This window comes from Xanthomonas citri pv. citri (assembly GCF_000961215.1).
GTDB classification, from domain to species: Bacteria; Pseudomonadota; Gammaproteobacteria; order Xanthomonadales; family Xanthomonadaceae; genus Xanthomonas; species Xanthomonas cissicola.
On the sequence record NZ_CP008998.1, the window covers coordinates 1,885,436 to 1,904,771 of the forward strand.

The following is a 19,336-nucleotide window of genomic DNA, read 5'->3' on the forward strand; positions in this document are numbered from 1 at the left end:
CAGACTTGAGGCTGATCCTTGGCGCGTGCCCTGATTCGGGACGTCGTGCTCAGACACGGCAACGACATGTTGCCGGCGCACAGGATCTCAGGTGGCGAATGGCACCCGGAAGAGGCCCGACAGCGCGCCACTGCGGGGTAAGGGAATGCACGAAGAGGGGGCTGCGCGCGGGAGCGGCCCGGACGATGCAGCGGTGCCCCCAAGCGCGCTGTTCGGCTGGGTCAGCGCAGAATGCCCGGCAAATCCAGCCCTTTTGCCTTCGCGCAATCGGTTGCAATGGCGTAACCGGCATCGGCGTGGCGCATCACGCCGGTGGCCGGGTCGTTCCAGAGCACGCGTTCCAGGCGCTTGTCGGCGGCCTCGCTGCCGTCGCAGACGATCACCATGCCAGCATGTTGCGAGAAGCCCATGCCGACGCCGCCGCCGTGGTGCAGCGATACCCAGGTGGCGCCGCTGGCGGTATTGAGCAGGGCGTTGAGCAGCGGCCAGTCGGAGACCGCGTCCGAGCCGTCGGCCATCGCTTCGGTTTCGCGATTGGGCGAGGCCACGCTGCCCGAATCCAGATGGTCGCGGCCGATCACCACCGGTGCCTTCAGCTCGCCGCTGCGCACCATTGCGTTGAAGGCCAGGCCCAGCCGGTGGCGGTCGCCCAGGCCGACCCAGCAAATGCGCGCGGGCAGGCCCTGGAAGGCGATCTTGTCGGCCGCCATGTCGAGCCAGCGATGCAGATGCGCATCGTCGGGAATGAGTTCCTTGACCTTGGCGTCGGTCTTGGCGATGTCGTCCGGGTCGCCGCTGAGCGCGACCCAGCGGAACGGGCCAATACCGCGACAAAACAGCGGGCGGATGTAGGCAGGCACGAAGCCGGGGAAATCGAACGCGTTGTCGACGCCGGCCTCCAGCGCCATCTGGCGCAGGTTGTTGCCGTAATCCACGGTAGGCACGCCCAGTGCGTGGAAGGTGAGCATGGCGCGGATGTGGTTGGCCATCGAATCGCGCGCCGCCGCTTCCACTTCTTTGGGCGCGCTCACGCGCTTTGCGTCCCACTCTTCCACGCTCCAGCCCTGCGGCAGGTAGCCGTTGACCGGGTCGTGTGCAGAGGTCTGGTCGGTCAACAGATCCGGCCTGATCCCGCGCAGCAGCAGTTCGTCCAGCACGTCGGCGACATTGCCGAGCAGGCCGACCGACAGTGGCTTCCTCGCGGTGCACGACTCTTCGATCAGGCGCAGCGCTTCATCCAGCGAATCGGTCCAGGTATCGAGATACCCGGTGCGCAGGCGCATGTCGATGCTGGAGCGGCGGCACTCCACCGCCAGGCACGAGGCGCCGGCCATCACCGCCGCAAGCGGTTGCGCGCCGCCCATGCCGCCGAGACCGCCGGTGAACAGCCACTTGCCGGCCAGGTTGCCGTCATAGTGCTGGCGGCCCATTTCCACGAAGGTTTCGTAGGTGCCCTGCACGATGCCTTGCGCGCCGATGTAGATCCAGCTGCCGGCGGTCATCTGGCCGTACATGGCCAGGCCCTTTTGATCGAGTTCGTTGAAGTGGTCCCAGTTGGCCCAGCGCGGCACCAGGTTGGAATTGGCGATCAGCACGCGCGGCGCATCGGCATGGGTGCGGAACACGCCCACCGGTTTGCCGGACTGCACCAGCAAGGTGTGGTCCTCGTCCAGACGCGTGAGCGCAGCAACGATCGCGTCGAAGGATTCCCAGTCGCGCGCGGCGCGGCCGATACCGCCGTAGACCACCAGTTCCTGCGGGCGCTCGGCCACGTCCGGGTCCAGGTTGTTCATCAACATGCGCAGCGGCGCTTCGGTGAGCCAGCTCTTGGCGGTGAGCGTGGTGCCGGTGGCGGCGCGGATGACGCGGGTTGCATCGTGACGGGTCATGCCGGGTTCCTTGCAATCAGCGGTTGGCCGCAGGCGGCGCGGTGTCGGAAGAGGGCGCGTTGGCGAAGTGCAGGCAGGCCTGCAGCACGTGGCGCAGTACCGCGCGCAGCGCGACGGCGTGTACCGGCTGCCACGGCGTTGGCCAGTTGTCGGGAGTGAGGCTGTCGGGTTCGCGCATGTAGCCGCGGCAGGCCAGTTCCATCTGCAAGGTGTGCACGCCGTGCTTGGGCTGCGCGTAGTGGCGGGTGATCCAGCCGCCCTTGAAACGGCCGTTGCGCACCGTGCTGGAGCCGCTGCTGCGGCACAGGCTCTCCACCGCATCGACCAGGTGTCGGTCGCAACTGCGGTCCTCGTTGCTGCCGATGTTGAATTGCGGCAATTCGCCATCGAACAGATGCGGGATGAACGAGCGGATCGAATGCGCGTCGTAGACCACGATCTTCGCGTGCCGCGCGCGCAGGCGCGCGATTTCTCCGGCAAGCGCGGCATGGTACGGGTCGAACCAGCGCGTGCGACGCAACGCGATCTGCGCCTGATCCGGTGCCGCACCAGCTGCATACAGCGGCTGATTGTCGAAGGTGGTGAGCGGGCACAGACCGGTGGTGTTCTGGCCCGGATACAGCGAAGCCCCGCTCGGGTCGCGATTGACGTCGATGACCGAGCGCGAGATGGCGGTCCGCAGCGTGGTGGCGCCCAGCGACTGTGCGAAGTCGTAAAGCTGGTGTACCCACCAATCGGTATCGCGGCGCGCCAGCCACGGCGACACGAACTGGTCGGCCACGTCCTCCGGTAAATCGGTGCCGGTATGCGGAAAACTGATGATCAACGGCGCGTCGCCGCGGTGCAGTTCCAGCCAGTCGGGCAGGGCGTTCATCGCTGCGCTCCATGTACGCGTGCTGCGAGCGTGCGGCATGCGTTGCGCAGCTGTGCGTTGCGGATGCGTCGCGTGTACGGCGCGGCGTCATCGCAAGTGCGTGTGCTTGGGGAGACAGCGAAAGACCGCAGTTGCGACCGTGACGATGCAGGTATCGATTCGCTGCATAAGCGCTGCCCACTCATACGTCCTGCTCCACACCCGGCAACGGGATCGCCACTGTCTGCGCCAGCGCGCCCGAGCGCACCAACGCGCTGGCAGCCAGCATATCCGGATGGAAATAGCGGTCGTCCTGCAACGTGGGCACCTGTGCGCGCAACAGGGCACGTGCCGCTTCCAGCGCAGTGCTGGAGCGCAGTGGCGCATGGAAGTCGCAGCCTTGCACGGCAGCCAGCAGCTCGATGCCGATCACGTGCGCGGCGTTCTCGGCCATCGCCAGCAACCGGCGCGCACCGTGCGCAGCCATCGAGACGTGATCTTCCTGATTGGCCGAGGTCGGGATCGAATCGACACTGGCCGGATACGCGCGCTGTTTGTTTTCCGACACCAGCGCGGCGGCCGTCACCTGCGGAATCATGAAGCCGGAGTTCAAGCCCGGGCGCGGTGTGAGAAAGGCGGGCAGGCCGGACAGCGCCGGGTCGACCAGCATCGCGGTGCGGCGTTCGCTGATCGAGCCGATTTCGCAGACCGCCATCGCCAGCATGTCCGCGGCAAAGGCGACCGGCTCGGCGTGGAAGTTGCCGCCAGACAGCGCTTCGCCGGTATCGCTGAAGACCAGCGGGTTATCGGACACGCCATTGGCCTCGATCTCCAGGGTGCGCGCGGCCTGACGCATCACATCCAGCGCCGCACCCATCACCTGCGGCTGGCAGCGCAGGCAGTACGGGTCCTGCACGCGCACATCGCCAAGCCGATGCGATTCGCGGATGGCCGAATCGGCCATCAGGGCGCGCAGCGCTGCGGCAGTGGCGATCTGTCCAGGCTGCCCGCGCAGCGCATGGATTCGCGCATCGAAGGGCGTATCCGAGCCCTTGGCCGCTTCCACCGACAATGCACCGGTGACCAGCGCGGCCTGCAGGACGGTTTCGATCTCGAACAGACCGGCCAGGGCGCAGGCGGTGGAAAACTGGGTGCCGTTGAGCAGGGCCAACCCTTCCTTTGCGCCCAGCACGCGCGGCTGCAGCTGCGCATGTGCAAGCGCGTCGGCAGCAGGCAGACGCTGCGCGCCGACGAAGGCCTCGCCAACGCCGATCATCGCCGCAGCCAGATGCGACAGCGGTGCCAGATCGCCGGAAGCGCCCACCGAGCCCTGGCACGGCACCACCGGCGTGATGCCGGCGCGCAGCATCGCGTCCAGCAGTGCCAGCGTGTCCGGCTGCACGCCGGACGCGCCCTGGGCCAGGCTGGTGAGCTTGAGTGCCATCATCAGCCGTACCACCGGCACCGGCGTGGGCTCGCCCACGCCTGCCGCATGCGAGAGCACGATATTGCGCTGCAGGGCCTGCAGATCCTCGCGCTCGATACGCACGCTGGCCAGCTTGCCGAAGCCGGTGTTGACGCCATACACCGGCTCGCCACGCGCCACGATGGCCTCCACCGTTTGCGCGCTGCGCAGCACCGCAGCAGCACATGCATCGTCCAACGCGACTTCGGCACCGCGATACAGCGCACGCCATTGCGCCAGCGTGACCTGGCCGGGTTGCAAGACAATAGAAACACTCATGACGACTCCGGATTCAGCACGGATGCCCGCGCCACACGCGGGCATGAAGAGGATTGAAGCCCATGCGATAGACCAGATCGGCCGGCGCATCGATGTTCCAGATCGCCAGGTCGCAGTCCATGCCGGCGCGCAGCTGGCCCAGGCGCTCGCTGCGCCCAAGCGCACGCGCAGCCTCGCGGGTGAACCCGGCGATGCATTCGTCCACGGTCATGCGGAACAACGTCGCCGCCATGTTCATCGCCAGCAGCGGGCTGGTCAGTGGCGAGGTGCCCGGGTTGCAGTCGGTGGCCAGCGCCAGCGGCACGCCGGCCGTGCGCAGCGCGGCGATCGGTGGCAGCTGGGTATCGCGGGTGAAGTAGAACGCGCCTGGCAACAGCACTGCCACCGTGCCGGCAGCGGCCATCGCCGCAACGCCGTGCTGGTCCAGGTACTCGATGTGATCGGCCGACAACGCGCCGTAGCGTGCGGCCAGTTCGGCGCCGTGCTGGTTGCTCAATTGTTCGGCGTGGATCTTGATGCGCAAACCATGCGCTTGCGCCGCGATGAAGACCTGTTCGGCCTGCGCCTGCGAGAACGCCAGATGCTCGCAGAACACGTCCACCGCCTCGGCAAGCCCTTGTGCGGCGATCGCCGGAATCATCTGCGTGCAGACCTGGTCGATGTAGGGCTGCGCCTGCTCGCCAGGCGGCACGGCATGCGCGCCCAAGAAGGTCGGCACCACTTCCACCTTGCGCTGCGCGCCGAGCTGGCGCGCCACGCGCAGCTGCTTGATTTCATCGTCCAGCGCGAGCCCGTAGCCGGACTTGATTTCCAGCGTGGTCACACCTTCGGCCAGCATCGCATCCAGGCGCGGCAGGCTGGCGGCCAGCAGTGCCGCATCGTCGGCGGCGCGGGTGGCGCGCACCGTGGCCACGATGCCGCCGCCGGCTGCGGCGATGTCGGCATAGCTGGCGCCGCGCAGGCGTTGCTCGAACTCGTTGGCCCGATTGCCGGCGTACACCAGGTGCGTGTGGCAATCGATCAGGCCGGGGCTGATCCAGCGACGCTGGCAGTCGTGCGCAGTGTCGGGCTGCAGTGCGGGCGCCTGTGCGGCCGCGCCGGCGTAGACGATATGGCCGTGCCGGCAGGCGACGATGCCATCGTCCACGATGCCCAGGCCGCCAGCGGCCGCATCCAGGGTCATCAGTTGCGCGTTGTGCCACAGAACGTCGCAATGCATGGCGCAGGCTCGTGGTGTCTGATATGTATATACAATAGATTCGGCGATCGAGGGTGTCCAGTGGCAGACCAACAGATGCAGGTGTTCTGGGCCGCCCGGGCATTGTTGCCCGACGGCTGGGCGAGCGGCGTGCGGATCGCACTAGCGCAGGGCCGTATCGGCGCGGTGCAGGTCGATGCGCCTGCTGCCCCCACCGACACGCGTTGCGAGGTATTGCTGCCAGGCCTGGGCAACCTGCATAGCCATGCCTTTCAGCGCGGCATGGCGGGGTTGACCGAAGTGAGTGGGCGCAGCGGCGACAGCTTCTGGAGCTGGCGCGAGCTGATGTACCGCTTCGTCGACCGGCTCGACCCGGACAGCCTGCAGGCGATCGCCGAGCAGGCCTATGTGGAAATGCTCGAAAGCGGCTTCACCCGGGTCGGCGAATTCCATTACCTGCACCACGCGGCGAGCGGTGCGCGGTATGCGCAGGCCGGCGAAATGTCCGAGCGCATTGCCGCCGCTGCCGCCAACACCGGTATCGGGCTCAGCTTGTTGCCGGTGTTCTATGCGCACTCGGATTTCGGTGGTGCCGCCCCCAGCCCGGCGCAACGCCGTCTGATCCACGACATCGACGGCTTCGCGCGCTTGCTGGACGACTGCAGACACAGCCTGAAAGCGCTGCCGGACGCGGTGCTCGGGCTGGCGCCGCACAGCCTGCGCGCGGTCACTCCGCAGCAACTGGCAGCGCTGGTGCCGCTTACCGATGGCCCCATTCATCTGCATATCGCCGAGCAACAGCGTGAAGTGGACGCCTGCCTGGCCTGGTCCAAGCAGCGCCCGGTGCAGTGGCTGCTGGCCAACGCGCCGGTGGATGCGCGCTGGTGCCTGGTGCACGCCACGCATGTGGATGCACGCGAACTGCAGGCGATTGTCACCAGCGGCGCGGTGGTCGGGCTGTGCCCGATCACCGAAGCGAACCTGGGCGATGGCGTGTTCCCGATGCAGGCCTTTGCTGCTGCGGGCGGGCGTTTTGGAGTGGGTTCGGATTCGAATGTGCTGATCGATGCAGCCGAAGAACTGCGCCTGCTCGAGTACGGCCAGCGCCTGACGCTGCAGGCGCGCAATGTCCTGGCGCAGGGGCCTGTCTCGAGCGGGCGCTGGCTCTACGATCAGGCTGGCATGGGTGCCGCGCAGGCGCTGGGCCTCGCGCAGACCGGCATCCGTGCCGGCGCAGCGGCCGATCTGATCGAACTGGACGCCGCGCATCCGGCCCTGCTGGCGCGCAGCGACGACGCCTTGCTGGACAGCTGGCTGTTTGCCGCGCGTGGCACCGCGGTGCGCAACGTCTGGCGTGGCGGGCGCTGGGTGGTGCGCAACGGGCAGCATGTCGACCGCGCCCGTATCGCCATACGGTTTGCCGCGGTGTTGCGCAGCCTGCTGGGCCAGTGACATTGGCCATCGCACGATGCAAGAGTGGTCAGGTGGATGCCCAACGGCGCGCAGAAGTCGTGGTGTACGCTTTACACCTGCCGATGACGGGCCCCGGCCGCAACCGCCAGTGGCTGCGCCTGAGCCGCTTCAAACGGATGCGCGCGCAGTGCTGCTCCAGGAGCCGCTGCAGAGGCAGCAGCGTCGGCGGTGCAGGTGCACCAGTGCCCTCGTCCATGCAGCGTGCATGGTGCATGTCGCAACGTGCTGCTGGCGCACGCTGCCGACCATGTGGCATGCCGATTGAATAGCCGCTCTTTCCGGAGACCCGCGCGTTGAACGCCATCACCACCATCGTGCCTGGCACCTTGCATCAGCGCATCCGCCAGGATCTGGAACAACGCATCCATAGCGGCGACTGGCCGCCCGGGCACCGCGTGCCGCCCGAGCATGAGTTGATGGCGCAGTACGGCTGCTCGCGCATGACCGTGAACAAGGTGCTCGGCTTGCTGGCCGATGCCGGCATGATCGAACGCCGCCGCCGTACCGGTTCATTCGTGGCACGGCAGCACCCGCATCTGGAACAGGTGGCGCTTTCGATCCCGGACATCGAAGTGGAAATGACCACGCGCGGCCATGCGTACCGGTTCTCTTTGTTGTCGCGGCAGCTGCGCAACGTGCGGCAGCGCGTGCCGCAGGAACGTGCGCTGGGCAGCACCGGCAAGGTGCTGGAATTGCAGAGCGTGCACCTGGCCGACGGCCGCCCGTTTGCGCTGGAGCACCGCGTGATCGATATCGCCACCGTGCCCGACGCATTGGACCAGCCGTTCACGGAGGTGGCGCCGGGCAGCTGGTTATTGCGCAACGTGCCATGGACGCGCGCCGAGCACCGCATCAGCGCTGCCAGTGCCGATGCCGCGCAGGCCGAGCAGCTCCAGGCGGACGATGGCGCGGCCTGCCTGGTGATCGACCGCCACACCTGGCGCGGGGACCTGCCGGTCACCTACGTGCGCCAGATGTTTCTAGGCGGGTCGTACGATCTGGTGGCGCGGTTCGCGCCGGGGCTGCGCTGAGGTGATGTCGGCAGGCGACGGACGCTACCGCAGCGCTCAAGTCGCCGGGGATTGTTGGCTGAACGGTTATCGGCCGTGTTGAAGTCGCACGCCAAGATGGCGGCGACTGCGCTTCACGATCAGGTGCCCAGCTGAGCAGGCCAAGCCGCGCGGCACGATGACAGCCGCCAACGCCCCAGGATCAGATCGTGCTGCACTGACGCCAGCGCACCGGCTCGGCGGTGCCCGGGCGCGGGTTGAGCTGCACGCGCACCGTGCGCAGGTAGGGGTAGCGTTCCAGCTCGCGGCAAATCAGCGGCCATGCCGCGCCGTCTTCCACCGTCCGGTCCACGACCAGGGTCGCCTGGGTCAGCCAGATGCCGCGCACCAGCCCCGGTGTCTGCGCCAGCGCCTTGGAGACCTCGCGCTGATAGCCCTGGATGGTGGCCGCATCCGGTTCTGCGCCGGCTGCCACCGCGGCCGGGGCCGCCGCGGTGGGTGACGGCCCCGGCTGGGCGGGACTGGCGGAAGGCCTAGCCGCAGCAATCACGCGAGCCGGCGCGGGAACAGGCGAAGACACCGCAGTGCGCGGTGCAGCCGGCGTCGGAGCCGGCGGGCGCAGCGCCAGCACCGCCATGGCTGCCAGCGTCGCCAGCGCGGCACCGGCGATGATGCTGTGGCGGATCGCGCGGCGGCGCGCCGCACCGACCACGCCGGCTTCCACGTCGCCAGGCAGATAAGGTTTGAGCAGCGGCCACAGACGCACACCGTCCAGGACTTCGATCGATTGTTTCTCCGCGGCGGCGATACCTTCGCGCTCCATGCGGCCTTCGGTCACCATCACGCCGCCGTTGGCGCCAGCCAGCCGCGCCATCGCGCCGCCGTTGGCGCCAGCCAGCCGCGCCATCGCGCCGAGCTCGTTCACTGCCGCCACGCCGATGCGATAACCGCGCCCGTGCTTGCAGGCCACCAGCCGGGTGCCATGCTCGGTCTGCATCATGAAATCGGCAGTGGGCAGGCCGTCCTGCGGCAACTGCGTGGGCTGCCATCCGCGTTGATCCTGCAGAACGCGCAGCACCACGGCGGAAAAATCGCGCCAGTGCATGATGGCTAGCGCACGTACGCCTTCATGCACTTCATTGGCGCGTCGTCGCACCAGCCAAAGATAGGCAGACACGGCCAGCCAGAGCAGCAGTGCAGCCAAGGGCGCCAGAATCCAGGAAGGCATGAGCATCAAGCAATGGCGCGTATAACGAATCGTGCGTGTAGAAGAATCCTTCGCGAAAGATTCGTCAATGGATCGTGCGCGGCGATATCGCGAGCCGTGATCCAGATAGCGAAAGACCCGCCAGTCCGAAGCCGTGAGGGGAGGGGAGCAAACGGACTTCGTAACGCAGGACTGGCGGGTCGTCCCCGATTGTCTGAAAAATCATGTTGCTTTGCAACATCGGGAGGTAGGGCTGTGTCGAAGCGCTAAGGTCCTGATTCCAAAGGCTATGCGGATCTGACTCGCCTCCTGGCTTCACGTCGAACCATCGCCAATGCCGGGCTGCCGCTTCAACAAGCGCACCACGCAGGGCAATTGCCCGCACCAGGTCAGGTGGCGCAGCCGGCGACACTGCTTGGGGTGGCTGGGGGCGACCACGCCGGCACGCATCTCGAAGCGTAGTCTGCACACCAGCACCAGCACCAGCACCAGCACCAGCACCAGCACCAGCACCAGCACCAGCACCAGCACCTGCACCTGCACCTGCACCTGCACCTGCGATGATTTTCTCACCGTCCCGGGCGACAACCGCGCCGTCCCATGACAGCGTGGTTGCTTTCACCGTTGCGCTTATTCCGGGTCGAACGCACCGGGATTGCTGGACGACGATGCCGCCCCGGCGCCCGCGCCGCCAGCACCGGTCGTCTCGCTGGCAGCCTGCGCCGCCTGGTTGGCGGTGCGGTTGGCGCGCTTGGTGGCCGCCGTATTTGCGCGGACCTGGGCCTTCAGCGACTCGACCTCGCGCCGCAGGTTTTCCAATTCTTCCTGCTCGGGAATGTTGAGCGTGCGCAGGACACCCTTCACGCGTTCGTCGAAGGCCTTGCCCAGTTTGTCCCAGCCGCGCACCGCAGTATCGCGGGCCTGCTCGAACTGGGTTTCCACCTCTTCGCGCAACTCATCCACGCTCTCGGCCGCCCTGCGCTGACCGGTGCGTTCATAGGCGGCGCCTTCGCGTACCAGCGAGTCGAACAGCTTGCTGCCTTCGTTCTGCACGCGCCCGAGCGCGCCCAGGCCAGCAAGCCACACGGTCTGAGCCGATTCGCCAAGCCGGCGCGAGATCTGTTCCGCCTGCGCCTGGAAGCCCTGGGCCGCGTTGCCGCGGTTACCGTTGTGATCGTATCCGGTCGTCATGCGATGCTCCTGTAGGTTGCCAACGTGACATTGCGGTCACCCTAGTGCCGACCCTGCATCGGGCAGGTGAAGCAGTGCCCGATCAGGCGGACTGGAAGCATCTACCCGCACGCGCCCGAGCAGGTGACTTGAGGCTGAAGCAGCGCAGCGCCAACGGCACGATCAGGCGAGTTTTTCGGCCAGCAGGCGCCGGATTTCCGATTCCACCATCGGCTGGACGGCCGATAGCAAAAAGCCGAGCTCGGCGGTGACGTGCACTTGCTGCGGCAGCAGCGCGATCGCCCCGTCCACGCCGGCACGTGCGATACGCAAGGTGTCGCCTTCCCAATGCGAGGCGACGCCGTAGCGATCGGTCAGCTTGCGCGCCGCCTCGTCGATGGCCGCGCGGGCCTGGGCCGGCGTCAAGGAATGGTCGTGGCGGATATCGATGTTGGACATGGGTGCGATGGGTCAGGCGAAAAGTGAGGGCGCATTGTGCGCATGCGCGGGCCAGGCTCCAAGTGCGGCCACGCGTGGCGTCGCTGTCGATGTCAGACATGCGGGTCTGCGAGCTGCCGCCGCGGCGCCTGCTCAGCCGACGGCAGCGCGCCAGCACGCTCCGATCACTCCTGGATGGCCGCGCATGGGGGCAAACCTGCTAGGCTGCGGCGGGTGCGCGACCTGCAAGTTCACTTCACCCACCGGCAGCAGCCGGATCATTCCCTCAAGCCCGGCGTCCACCGGATCGTCCGTCATGCCTCCGGCAGCGTGCGGGTGGTCGGCGATGCGCAGGGCGCATTGCTGTTGGCGCAGTTCTGCCTGGACCAACGCGGCCTGTGGCTGCAGGTCGCCAACGGAATCCGCGGTATCCACGTCAATGGGCGCCCGGTGCGCCGCATGGCGCTGCTGCGTGCGGGCGATGCGATCTATGCCGATGGCGTGGAAATGCTGTTGCGCAGTGCCCCGTCCAGTGCGCCGGCCAACGATACCCAAGACGACACGGCCAGCCTCGGCGAGGTCTGCCTGCTGTTGCGCGGCATCGGCGGGCGTCATCACGGTCGCAGTTTCACCCTGGATCGCGCGCGTCTGGTCGGCAGCGATGCCGCCGCCGATATCGTCATCGACGACCCGGCATTCGCGGCGCAGCATGCGCGCCTGGAACGGCACGGCGACCGTGTGCTGATCCGCGATCTGGGTTCGGAAGAGGGGAGCTGGATCAATGGCGTCCAGGTGCGCGACGGCTGGCTGCAGGCGGGCGATCAGGTCGTCTTCGATGCGCGCCACCGCTTCGTGGTGGAAGTGCCGCGGACGCACCACAGCACCACCTGGGATCTGCCCGATACCGAACCCCTGCCGCCGCCGAGCGCCGTTGCAGAGCCGACGCGCGCACCGGTGAAGGTGGCACGCTGGCCCTGGTTGCTGCTCAGCGCGGCGTTGCTGGCGGCGGCGTTGAGCGCCTTGCTGTGGTTTGGCGCGCGCTGAGTTTTTTCCAGACGCGCCAGCCCAGCAACACCGCAAGAATGCCGGCGTACAAGGCCGGCTCGCGGATATCGGATTTCACCAGCCACCAGAAATGCAGCACTGCCAGCAGGCCGATCGGGTAGATCAACATGTGCAGGCGGCCCCAGTTGCGCTTGAGCCGACGCATCCACCCCTGGGTAGAGGTGATCGCCAGCGGCATCAGCAACAACCACGCCGCAAACCCCACCGTGATGTAGGGGCGTTTGAGGATCTCCTCGAAAATCTGCGTCCAGAAGCCGCGCAGGTCCAGCGTGAGGTAAGCCGCCAGGTGCACGGTGGCGTAGAAGAACGCGTACAGGCCCAGCATGCGGCGGAAGCGGATCACCACTGCCTGCCCGGTGAGTTGGCGCAACGGCGTGATCGCCAGCGTGATCAGCAACAGACGCAGCGCCCACAGCCCGGTGCGATGTTCGATCTCGGCCACCGGGTCGGCGCCCAGCGCATCGCTGCCGCTTTGCCACACCTGCCAGAATTGCCAGCCGAGCAGGGCGATCGGCGCCAGCGCCGCGGCATGCACCAGCGTCTTGGCAGCGATCACGGACGTGGATGTCTTGGCCATGCGAACTCGAAAAAGGAAACGATGCTGAAGCGTAGGAGCGCACCCGGGCGCGACTGGCATGACCGATAAAGCCAGTCGCGCCCGGGTGCGCTCCTACGCCGGGTCGATGTCAGAGTGTGTGTTGCCTAGAACCACTTCTTCAGATCCATGCCCGCATACAACGAAGCGACCTGATCGGCATACCCGTTGAAGGGCTTTGTCGCGATGCGTTCGGCAAACAGCTTGCTGGCGGTGCCGGCGATGCGGCGTTCGGTCTTCTGGCTCCAGCGCGGGTGGTCCACCGCTGGATTGACGTTGGAAAAGAAGCCGTATTCGGAAGGTTGCAGATCGTGCCAGGCGGTCTCGGGCATTTTTTCGACGAAACGGATTTCCACGATCGATTTGATGCTCTTGAAGCCGTACTTCCACGGCACCACCAGCCGCAGCGGCGCGCCGTTCTGCTGCGGCAGCGGCTTGCCGTACAGGCCGGTGGCCAGCAGGGTCAGCGGATGCATCGCCTCGTCGATGCGCAAGCCTTCGCGATATGGCCAGTTGATCGAACGGTAGCGCACGCCCGGCATCTGTTGCGGGTCGGCCAGGGTGGTGAATGCCACGTACTTCGCCTTGGAGGTCGGCGCGAAGCGCTTGAGTACCTCGCCCAGCGGCACGCCCGTCCACGGGATCACCATCGACCAGCCTTCCACGCACCGCAGCCGGTAGATGCGTTCTTCCGACGCGATGCCCTTGAGCAGTTCGTCCAGCGACAGGCTGCCGGGCTTCTCGCATTCGCCGCCCACCTTCACCGTCCAAGGCGACAGCTTCAAGGTCTTGGCCGCCTTGGACGGATCGGTCTTGTCGGTGCCGAACTCGTAGAAGTTGTTGTAGCTGGTGACGTCTTCCAGCCGGGTCAGTTCCTCTGCCGTGCGGAACCCGCTGCGCGCCTGCGCCGGCGTCACCACGGTCTTGGGCGGCGGAGGCGGGTCGGCCTCGGCGCACCCGGCCACGCCCAGCGCCGGGGTCAGCGCCAATAACTGCAGCAGCCGGCGACGGTCGCGGTAAACGGACTCGTCGGTGATCTCGCTGGACGGCAAGTTCAAAGCATCGCGAAACGACATGGCAGGCTCCGGCAGTGGCTGCAGCGGTAAGAGTAACGAACCAGGACACAAGTTCGCCTTGGCGCATCGCTACGTTACGTCAGGCTCAGTCAAAAGGATGCAGCTGCAACTTTTTTGTCCGCTGCCAAGCCCGATGCGCTGCGGCATACTAGAAGGCTAGCTCGACAAGGTATGCCATGACACGCGCGTTCAATTTCAGTGCCGGCCCCGCGACATTGCCGGAATCGGTCCTGCGCCAGGCGCAGGCAGAGATGGTGGAGTGGAACGGCGTTGGCGCCTCGATCGTGGAAATCAGCCACCGCAGCGCCGATTTCATGGCGGTGGCCGCTGCCGCCGAAGCCGATCTGCGCAGTTTGTTGTCGATTCCCGACGACTATGCGGTGCTGTTCACCGCCGGTGGCGCCACCACCATCCAGGCGCTGCTGCCGCTGAATTTCGCCGCGCCCGGCCAGGCGGCCGACTACGTGATCACCGGGCATTGGGGCAAGACCGCGATCAAGCAGGCGGCCACATATGTGGATGCGCGCATCGCCGCCGACGCGCAGGCCGATGGCTTCGTCGACATTCCCGCTGCGGCCAGCTGGACCTTGTCGCCGCATTCGGCCTACGTGCACATCACCGCCAACGAAACCATCCATGGCGTCGAATTTCGCGACACGCCGGACGTGGGCACGCTGCCGTTGTTTGCCGACTTCAGTTCGTCGATCGCCTCCGAGCCGCTGGATATTTCGCGCTACGGCCTGATCTACGCCGGCGCACAGAAGAATCTTGGTCCGGTCGGCATTTCGGTGGTGATCGTGCGGCGCGATCTGCTGGAACGTGCCGGGCAACCGCGTGCGGACATCTTCAATTACGCCTCGCAGGTCGCGCGCGATTCGATGCTCAACACCCCGCCGACCTGGAACTGGTATCTGCTCGGGCTGACCGTGAAGTGGATGCTGGAGCAGGGCGGAGTGCAGGAGTTTGCGCGCCGCAATGCAGAGAAGGCCGCGCTGGTGTACGGCGCCATCGATGGTTCCGGCGGCTTCTATCGCAACCTGATCAAACCGGCAGTGCGTTCGCGCATGAACATCCCGTTCTTTCTGCCGGACGAGCGGCTGGATGCGCTGTTCGTCAGCGAATCCAAGGCAGCCGGGCTGCTCGCGTTGAAGGGTCACAAGGCAGTCGGTGGCATTCGGGCGTCGCTGTACAACGCGATGCCGGTGGCGGGCGCGCAAGCGCTGGCCGCGTTCATGCACGACTTCCAGCAGCGTCACGGCTGAGTCTTCATCTACCTGCGGCGTCTGCCGCGCAGGCGCATGCGCTGCCAGCGCACATGCGCCGCCATTTTAGGAATGCCCAGCAATGGCCCCCAAGTCCAACAAGCCCACGGCCGCCACAGGCGGCAACAAAAAGCCGACCAAGACAGCGACGAGTGCTTCAGCCGGCAAGCCTGCAAACACGCCGGCTGAAAAGGCCGCGATCAAGACCGCCGCGCCGGTGCTGGCCGATGTGCGTGCCAAGATCGACGAGATCGACCGCAATATCCAGGCGCTGATTGCCGAGCGCGCCAACTTCGCGCATCAGGTCGGCAAGGCCAAGGGCAAGCTTGCGGCGGCGGTGGATTACTACCGCCCCGAGCGCGAGGCGCAGGTGCTGCGCATGGTGGTGGACCGCAACGAAGGCCCGCTCAGCGACGAAGTGCTGGTGCACGTCTACCGCGAAATCATGTCGGCGTGCCTGGCCCAGCAGGAGCCGCTGAAGATCGGTTATCTCGGCCCGGAAGGCACCTTCAGCCAGCAGGCGGTGCTCAAGCATTTCGGCCGCTCGGCGGTGGGCTTGCCGATGGCGACCATCGAAGAAGTGTTCCAGGAAGTGGAGGCAGGCAATGCCGACTTCGGCGTGGTGCCGGTGGAAAATTCGGGGCAGGGCACCATCCAGGTCACCCTGGACATGTTCCTGACCTCCAACCTGAAAATCTGCGGCGAAGTCGAGCTGCGAGTGCATCAATATCTGCTCTCGCGCAACGGCCGGCTGGAAGATATCGAACGCATCTACGCGCATTCGCAGTCGTTCGCGCAGACCGCGGGTTGGTTGCGCTCGCATTTGCCCAAGGTGGAAAAGATCGCAGTGTCCAGCAACGCCGAAGGCGCACGCCGCGCACGCAATGCTGAAGATGCCGCGGCCATCGGCGGCGAAAGCGCAGCGCATGTGTATGGCTTGAAGAAAGTCATCATGAAGTCGATCGAGGACGACGACGACAACACCACGCGCTTCTTGGTGATCGGGCGGCAGATCTTTCCTTCGTCCGGGCACGACCGCACGTCGGTGCTGGTGTTCATCCACGACAAGCCGGGTGCGTTGTTCGACGTGCTCAGCCCATTCGCACGCCACGGCATCAGCATGAACCGCATCGAATCGCGGCCCTCGCATCAGGCCAAGTGGGAATACGGCTTCTTCATCGATCTGATCGGCCATGTCGAAGACGATGCGATGAAGCAGGCGCTGGCCGAACTGAAAGCGCACTCGGCACAGATCAAGGTGCTGGGTTCGTATCCGGTGGCCATTCCCTGAGCATTGAGGCTCGATACGACAATCCATGCCGGCGCGCCGCAACCTTGTATCGACGGCGACGCCGCACCCTTCTTCAAGCGCATCGTCGGCGTTGGCGATGCCGCAGCCATCGGATCACATGCATGAGCAGCAGCACGCACCACTGGATTGCCCGACGCGGCACCGCACTGCAGGGCAGCCTGGCCATTCCTGGCGACAAGTCGGTTTCGCACCGCGCGGTCATGTTCGCCGCGCTCGCCGACGGCGTTTCGCAGATCGATGGGTTTCTTGAAGGCGAGGACACGCGCTCTACCGCCGCCATTTTCGCCAAGCTGGGCGTGCGCATCGAAACGCCGTCGGCGTCGCAGCGCATCGTGCACGGTGTGGGTGTAGATGGTCTGCAGCCGCCAACCGAGGTGCTGGATTGCGGCAATGCCGGCACCGGGATGCGTCTGCTGGCCGGCCTGTTGGCTGCGCAGCGCTTCGACAGCGTATTGGTGGGCGATGCGTCGTTATCCAAGCGGCCGATGCGGCGCGTGACCGGCCCGCTGGCGCAGATGGGCGCGCGGATCGAGACGCAGGACGACGGCACGCCGCCACTGCACGTACGCGGTGGGCAGGCGCTGCACGGCATCGATTTCGTCTCGCCGGTTGCCAGCGCGCAGGTCAAGTCTGCGGTGCTGCTGGCCGGTCTCTATGCGCAGGGCGAGACTTCGGTGACCGAGCCGCATCCCACCCGCGACTACACCGAGCGCATGCTGTCGGCGTTCGGCGTGGAGATCGATTTTTCGCCTGGCAAGGCCCGTCTGCGCGGTGGACAGCGTCTGCGCGCGACCGATATCGCGGTACCTGCGGATTTTTCGTCGGCTGCATTCTTCATCGTCGCGGCCAGCGTCGTTCCCGGCTCGGAAGTGGTGCTGCGCGCGGTCGGATTGAATCCGCGCCGCACCGGGCTGCTGGCCGCGTTGCGCCTGATGGGCGCAGATATTGGCGAAGAAAACCATGCCGAACACGGCGGTGAGCCGGTCGCCGATCTGCACGTGCGTTACGCGCCATTGCGCGGTGCGCAGATTCCCGAGGCGCTGGTGCCGGACATGATCGACGAATTCCCGGCCTTGTTCGTGGCTGCCGCTGCAGCGAGCGGGCAGACCGTGGTGACCGGCGCCGCCGAATTGCGCGTCAAGGAGTCCGATCGCCTGGCGGCGATGGCCACCGGCCTGCGCACGCTTGGCATACAGGTCGACGAAACGCCGGATGGGGCGACCATCCATGGCGGCAGCATCGGCAGCGGCGTGATCGAAAGTCATGGCGACCATCGCATTGCCATGGCGTTCGCCATTGCCGGCCAGCTATCCATGGGACAGGTGCAGGTGAACGACGTGGCGAATGTGGCGACCTCGTTCCCGGGCTTCGACACCCTGGCACAGGACGTCGGATTCGGGCTGGAAACTGCCGGGCATCGGTAACGCGTCTGTTCTCCGCCGAGTGGCTTGGCAGGGTCTGCCAGCGAGTCAGGAGTCAAACGACGCCCGCGACATCTCTACCGTTGAGGGCAAACGTTGAGGGCAAAAAGCCGCAGCGCTGAGCAAGTCCTCACCGCTGCGCGGTGAATTCCACCGGCACCTGCACGCTGCTCACCACTGCGTGGCCGTCGCGCGTGGCGGGCTCGAAGCGCCACCGATGCAAGCTCTCCATCACCGCTGCATCCAGCCGCGGGTCGTCACTCCCGCTCCGCTCGACGATGGTCACATCGCTCACCCGGCCCTGTACATCCAGTTGCAGACGTGCGGTGCGGCTGCCCTGGATGCCGGCACGCGCCACGGCGGCGGGGTAGCTCGGCATTGCGTTGCCCGGGAGCGGCTTGGCTTCTACGCTGCTGATCGCTGGGCGAGCAGGCTGGTGCGCCACCATCGTCATCGCGCGCGGGCCATCGGTCGTTGGCAGGATCTGCCGACTTTCCACCGGCAGCGGCCGCGTATCGGGAGCGAATGACTCATCGCTGTGGCGTGCCCACCACCAGCTGGGCACCACGACGAGCAGCGCCACCAACGTTGCCCACATCCAGGGCGACGCGCCGTCGCTCGCCACGTTCTGCTGCCGCTCTTGGGGGCGCCGGCCGTGTCGCGGCAACGACGATGGATGAGTGGATGAAGGATTCGAAGTGACGGACATGGCCGGCCTCCTGCGCATCTGGGGATGACGGGACCAGTCTGGTTGGCGATACCTGAGGGAGAGCTAAGGCAGCCGGTAGAGGAAGCGCTAGAGCTTGCCGGATGTTCAGCTTAGTCAAGCTGACATTGCGGCGCGGTTAAACAACATGGCGCTTCCGGCTGCGGGGCGTTCACAGAGCCTGCCACCTCAGGCCTGGATACGCGCAACGCAGTGACAAGGATCAGCTGCGAAGGGTTAGCTGCGCTTACTGCGCCGGCTTGAACTCGAATGGGATGTCCATGCTGCCAGCGACCGGCTGACCATTGCGCTGCGCCGGGTGGAAGCGCCAGTGCCGCACCGCTTCCATGGCCGCACGGTCCAGATCGCGCGAGCCGCTGCGCTGCACCAGGGTCACGCCACCGGGATTGCCGGCGGCATCCACGTCGACCCGCACCACCACATCGCCGGCATCGCCGCGACGCAGCGCAGCGGGCGGGTAGCGGGGCGGCGGCATCTGGCCCTGGATCGGTACCGGGCGATCTCCGCCAGCCACCGGCGGGTTGACCGGCACGGCGCTGCCAGCGGCACCTGGCACCGCATTTTCCGGCAGCGGCGTCGGAGCGGGTGGGGCCGGTGGTGCGGTGTCCACCAGGGTGGGGGTTTCGGCTGGCGGCTTGGCCTGCGGCATGTCGCTGGCACCGTCCTGGGCGGGCAACGGCGCCGGCAGCGGCGCGATGGTGTCGTCGGTCTGCGCGCCTGCGGTCGGCTGCGCCGGCGAGGCCTTATAGAAGTCGTCCTTGCGGCCGGTGGCCCAGACCAGCAGGAACAACAGCAGGCCGGCAGCGAAGGCGATGCCGGCGATTTTCAGCGTGTGGCGGGGCAGACGCAGAACGATAGGGCGATCGGACGCGGGACGGGGCGCGGGCATAGGACTC

Annotated in this window: 18 protein-coding genes and 1 pseudogene; 7 read left to right on the plus strand and 12 right to left on the minus strand. The window is 66.6% G+C overall.

Annotated features, from left to right (window positions below):
* Positions 1–221: 221 nt before the first annotated feature.
* The 4 genes from hutU to hutI all read right to left on the minus strand — a co-directional run bounded on the left by hutU (position 222) and on the right by hutI (position 5,705).
* Positions 222–1,889: a urocanate hydratase gene (hutU, locus tag AMD14_RS08815; protein WP_011051047.1), complete on the minus strand. Its 1,668-nt coding sequence runs from the start codon at positions 1,887–1,889 to the stop codon at positions 222–224.
* A 16-nt stretch (positions 1,890–1,905) separates the two neighbouring features.
* Positions 1,906–2,763, minus strand: coding sequence for an N-formylglutamate deformylase (gene hutG, locus AMD14_RS08820; RefSeq protein ID WP_015463055.1), 858 nt, complete (start codon positions 2,761–2,763; stop codon positions 1,906–1,908).
* A 181-nt stretch (positions 2,764–2,944) separates the two neighbouring features.
* Complete coding sequence (hutH, locus tag AMD14_RS08825) at positions 2,945–4,486, minus strand: histidine ammonia-lyase (protein WP_011051049.1); 1,542 nt, start codon at positions 4,484–4,486, stop codon at positions 2,945–2,947.
* A gap of 13 nt (positions 4,487–4,499) precedes the next feature.
* Positions 4,500–5,705 carry an imidazolonepropionase gene (gene hutI, locus AMD14_RS08830; protein WP_011051050.1) on the minus strand — a complete coding sequence of 402 codons (1,206 nt, stop codon included), beginning with the start codon at positions 5,703–5,705 and terminating at the stop codon, positions 4,500–4,502.
* Positions 5,706–5,765: 60 nt separating this feature from the next.
* Here hutI and AMD14_RS08835 point away from each other — a divergent pair, with 60 nt between their 5' ends.
* From AMD14_RS08835 to hutC, 3 genes and pseudogenes are all read left to right on the plus strand, one after another.
* Positions 5,766–7,136: a formimidoylglutamate deiminase gene (locus AMD14_RS08835; protein ID WP_033479935.1), complete on the plus strand. Its 1,371-nt coding sequence runs from the start codon at positions 5,766–5,768 to the stop codon at positions 7,134–7,136.
* Between the two features lie 59 nt (positions 7,137–7,195).
* Positions 7,196–7,422, plus strand: a pseudogene (locus tag AMD14_RS25015) (hypothetical protein).
* 28 nt (positions 7,423–7,450) lie between these two features.
* Positions 7,451–8,188 (plus strand): histidine utilization transcriptional repressor HutC, encoded by a 738-nt coding sequence (hutC, locus tag AMD14_RS08845; protein WP_015472283.1) that lies wholly within the window; start codon positions 7,451–7,453, stop codon positions 8,186–8,188.
* Between the two features lie 181 nt (positions 8,189–8,369).
* Here hutC and AMD14_RS08850 read toward each other — a convergent pair whose 3' ends face one another.
* From AMD14_RS08850 to AMD14_RS08865, 4 genes are all read right to left on the minus strand, one after another.
* Complete coding sequence (locus tag AMD14_RS08850; RefSeq protein WP_040107604.1) at positions 8,370–9,401, minus strand: restriction endonuclease; 1,032 nt, start codon at positions 9,399–9,401, stop codon at positions 8,370–8,372.
* A 288-nt stretch (positions 9,402–9,689) separates the two neighbouring features.
* Positions 9,690–9,947 carry a hypothetical protein gene (locus AMD14_RS08855; protein WP_223293163.1) on the minus strand — a complete coding sequence of 86 codons (258 nt, stop codon included), beginning with the start codon at positions 9,945–9,947 and terminating at the stop codon, positions 9,690–9,692.
* A gap of 57 nt (positions 9,948–10,004) precedes the next feature.
* Positions 10,005–10,565 (minus strand): phasin family protein, encoded by a 561-nt coding sequence (locus AMD14_RS08860; RefSeq protein ID WP_003485818.1) that lies wholly within the window; start codon positions 10,563–10,565, stop codon positions 10,005–10,007.
* Positions 10,566–10,727: 162 nt separating this feature from the next.
* Positions 10,728–11,003, minus strand: a complete 276-nt coding sequence (locus AMD14_RS08865) for a polyhydroxyalkanoic acid system family protein (RefSeq protein ID WP_003485815.1) — start codon at positions 11,001–11,003, stop codon at positions 10,728–10,730.
* 213 nt (positions 11,004–11,216) lie between these two features.
* On the opposite strand from AMD14_RS08865, the gene AMD14_RS08870 reads away from it, so the two are divergent.
* Positions 11,217–12,026, plus strand: coding sequence for an FHA domain-containing protein (locus AMD14_RS08870; protein ID WP_011051053.1), 810 nt, complete (start codon positions 11,217–11,219; stop codon positions 12,024–12,026).
* Here the strand turns inward: AMD14_RS08870 and msrQ are convergent.
* Both msrQ and msrP read right to left on the minus strand, forming a co-directional pair.
* Entirely contained in the window at positions 11,968–12,624 is a 657-nt protein-coding gene (msrQ, locus tag AMD14_RS08875; RefSeq protein ID WP_011051054.1) for a protein-methionine-sulfoxide reductase heme-binding subunit MsrQ, read from the minus strand. The genes AMD14_RS08870 and msrQ overlap by 59 nt on opposite strands.
* A 125-nt stretch (positions 12,625–12,749) precedes the next feature.
* A complete protein-coding gene (msrP, locus tag AMD14_RS08880; RefSeq protein ID WP_015463058.1) occupies positions 12,750–13,718 on the minus strand; it encodes a protein-methionine-sulfoxide reductase catalytic subunit MsrP in 969 nt (322 codons plus the stop codon).
* A 176-nt stretch (positions 13,719–13,894) separates the two neighbouring features.
* Here msrP and serC point away from each other — a divergent pair, with 176 nt between their 5' ends.
* The 3 genes from serC to aroA all read left to right on the plus strand — a co-directional run bounded on the left by serC (position 13,895) and on the right by aroA (position 17,716).
* On the plus strand, positions 13,895–14,980 hold the full coding sequence (gene serC / locus AMD14_RS08885; RefSeq protein WP_011051056.1) for a 3-phosphoserine/phosphohydroxythreonine transaminase: 1,086 nt from the start codon (positions 13,895–13,897) through the stop codon (positions 14,978–14,980).
* An 82-nt stretch (positions 14,981–15,062) separates the two neighbouring features.
* Positions 15,063–16,271 carry a prephenate dehydratase gene (gene pheA / locus AMD14_RS08890; RefSeq protein WP_003485797.1) on the plus strand — a complete coding sequence of 403 codons (1,209 nt, stop codon included), beginning with the start codon at positions 15,063–15,065 and terminating at the stop codon, positions 16,269–16,271.
* Between the two features lie 122 nt (positions 16,272–16,393).
* Positions 16,394–17,716, plus strand: a complete 1,323-nt coding sequence (aroA, locus tag AMD14_RS08895; protein WP_011051057.1) for a 3-phosphoshikimate 1-carboxyvinyltransferase — start codon at positions 16,394–16,396, stop codon at positions 17,714–17,716.
* Positions 17,717–17,843: 127 nt separating this feature from the next.
* Here aroA and AMD14_RS08900 read toward each other — a convergent pair whose 3' ends face one another.
* Together AMD14_RS08900 and AMD14_RS08905 are read right to left on the minus strand one after the other, a co-directional pair.
* On the minus strand, positions 17,844–18,311 hold the full coding sequence (locus AMD14_RS08900) for an energy transducer TonB (protein ID WP_005926340.1): 468 nt from the start codon (positions 18,309–18,311) through the stop codon (positions 17,844–17,846).
* A 355-nt stretch (positions 18,312–18,666) separates the two neighbouring features.
* A complete protein-coding gene (locus AMD14_RS08905) occupies positions 18,667–19,329 on the minus strand; it encodes an energy transducer TonB (RefSeq protein WP_003485791.1) in 663 nt (220 codons plus the stop codon).
* Between the last annotated feature and the right edge of the window lie 7 nt (positions 19,330–19,336).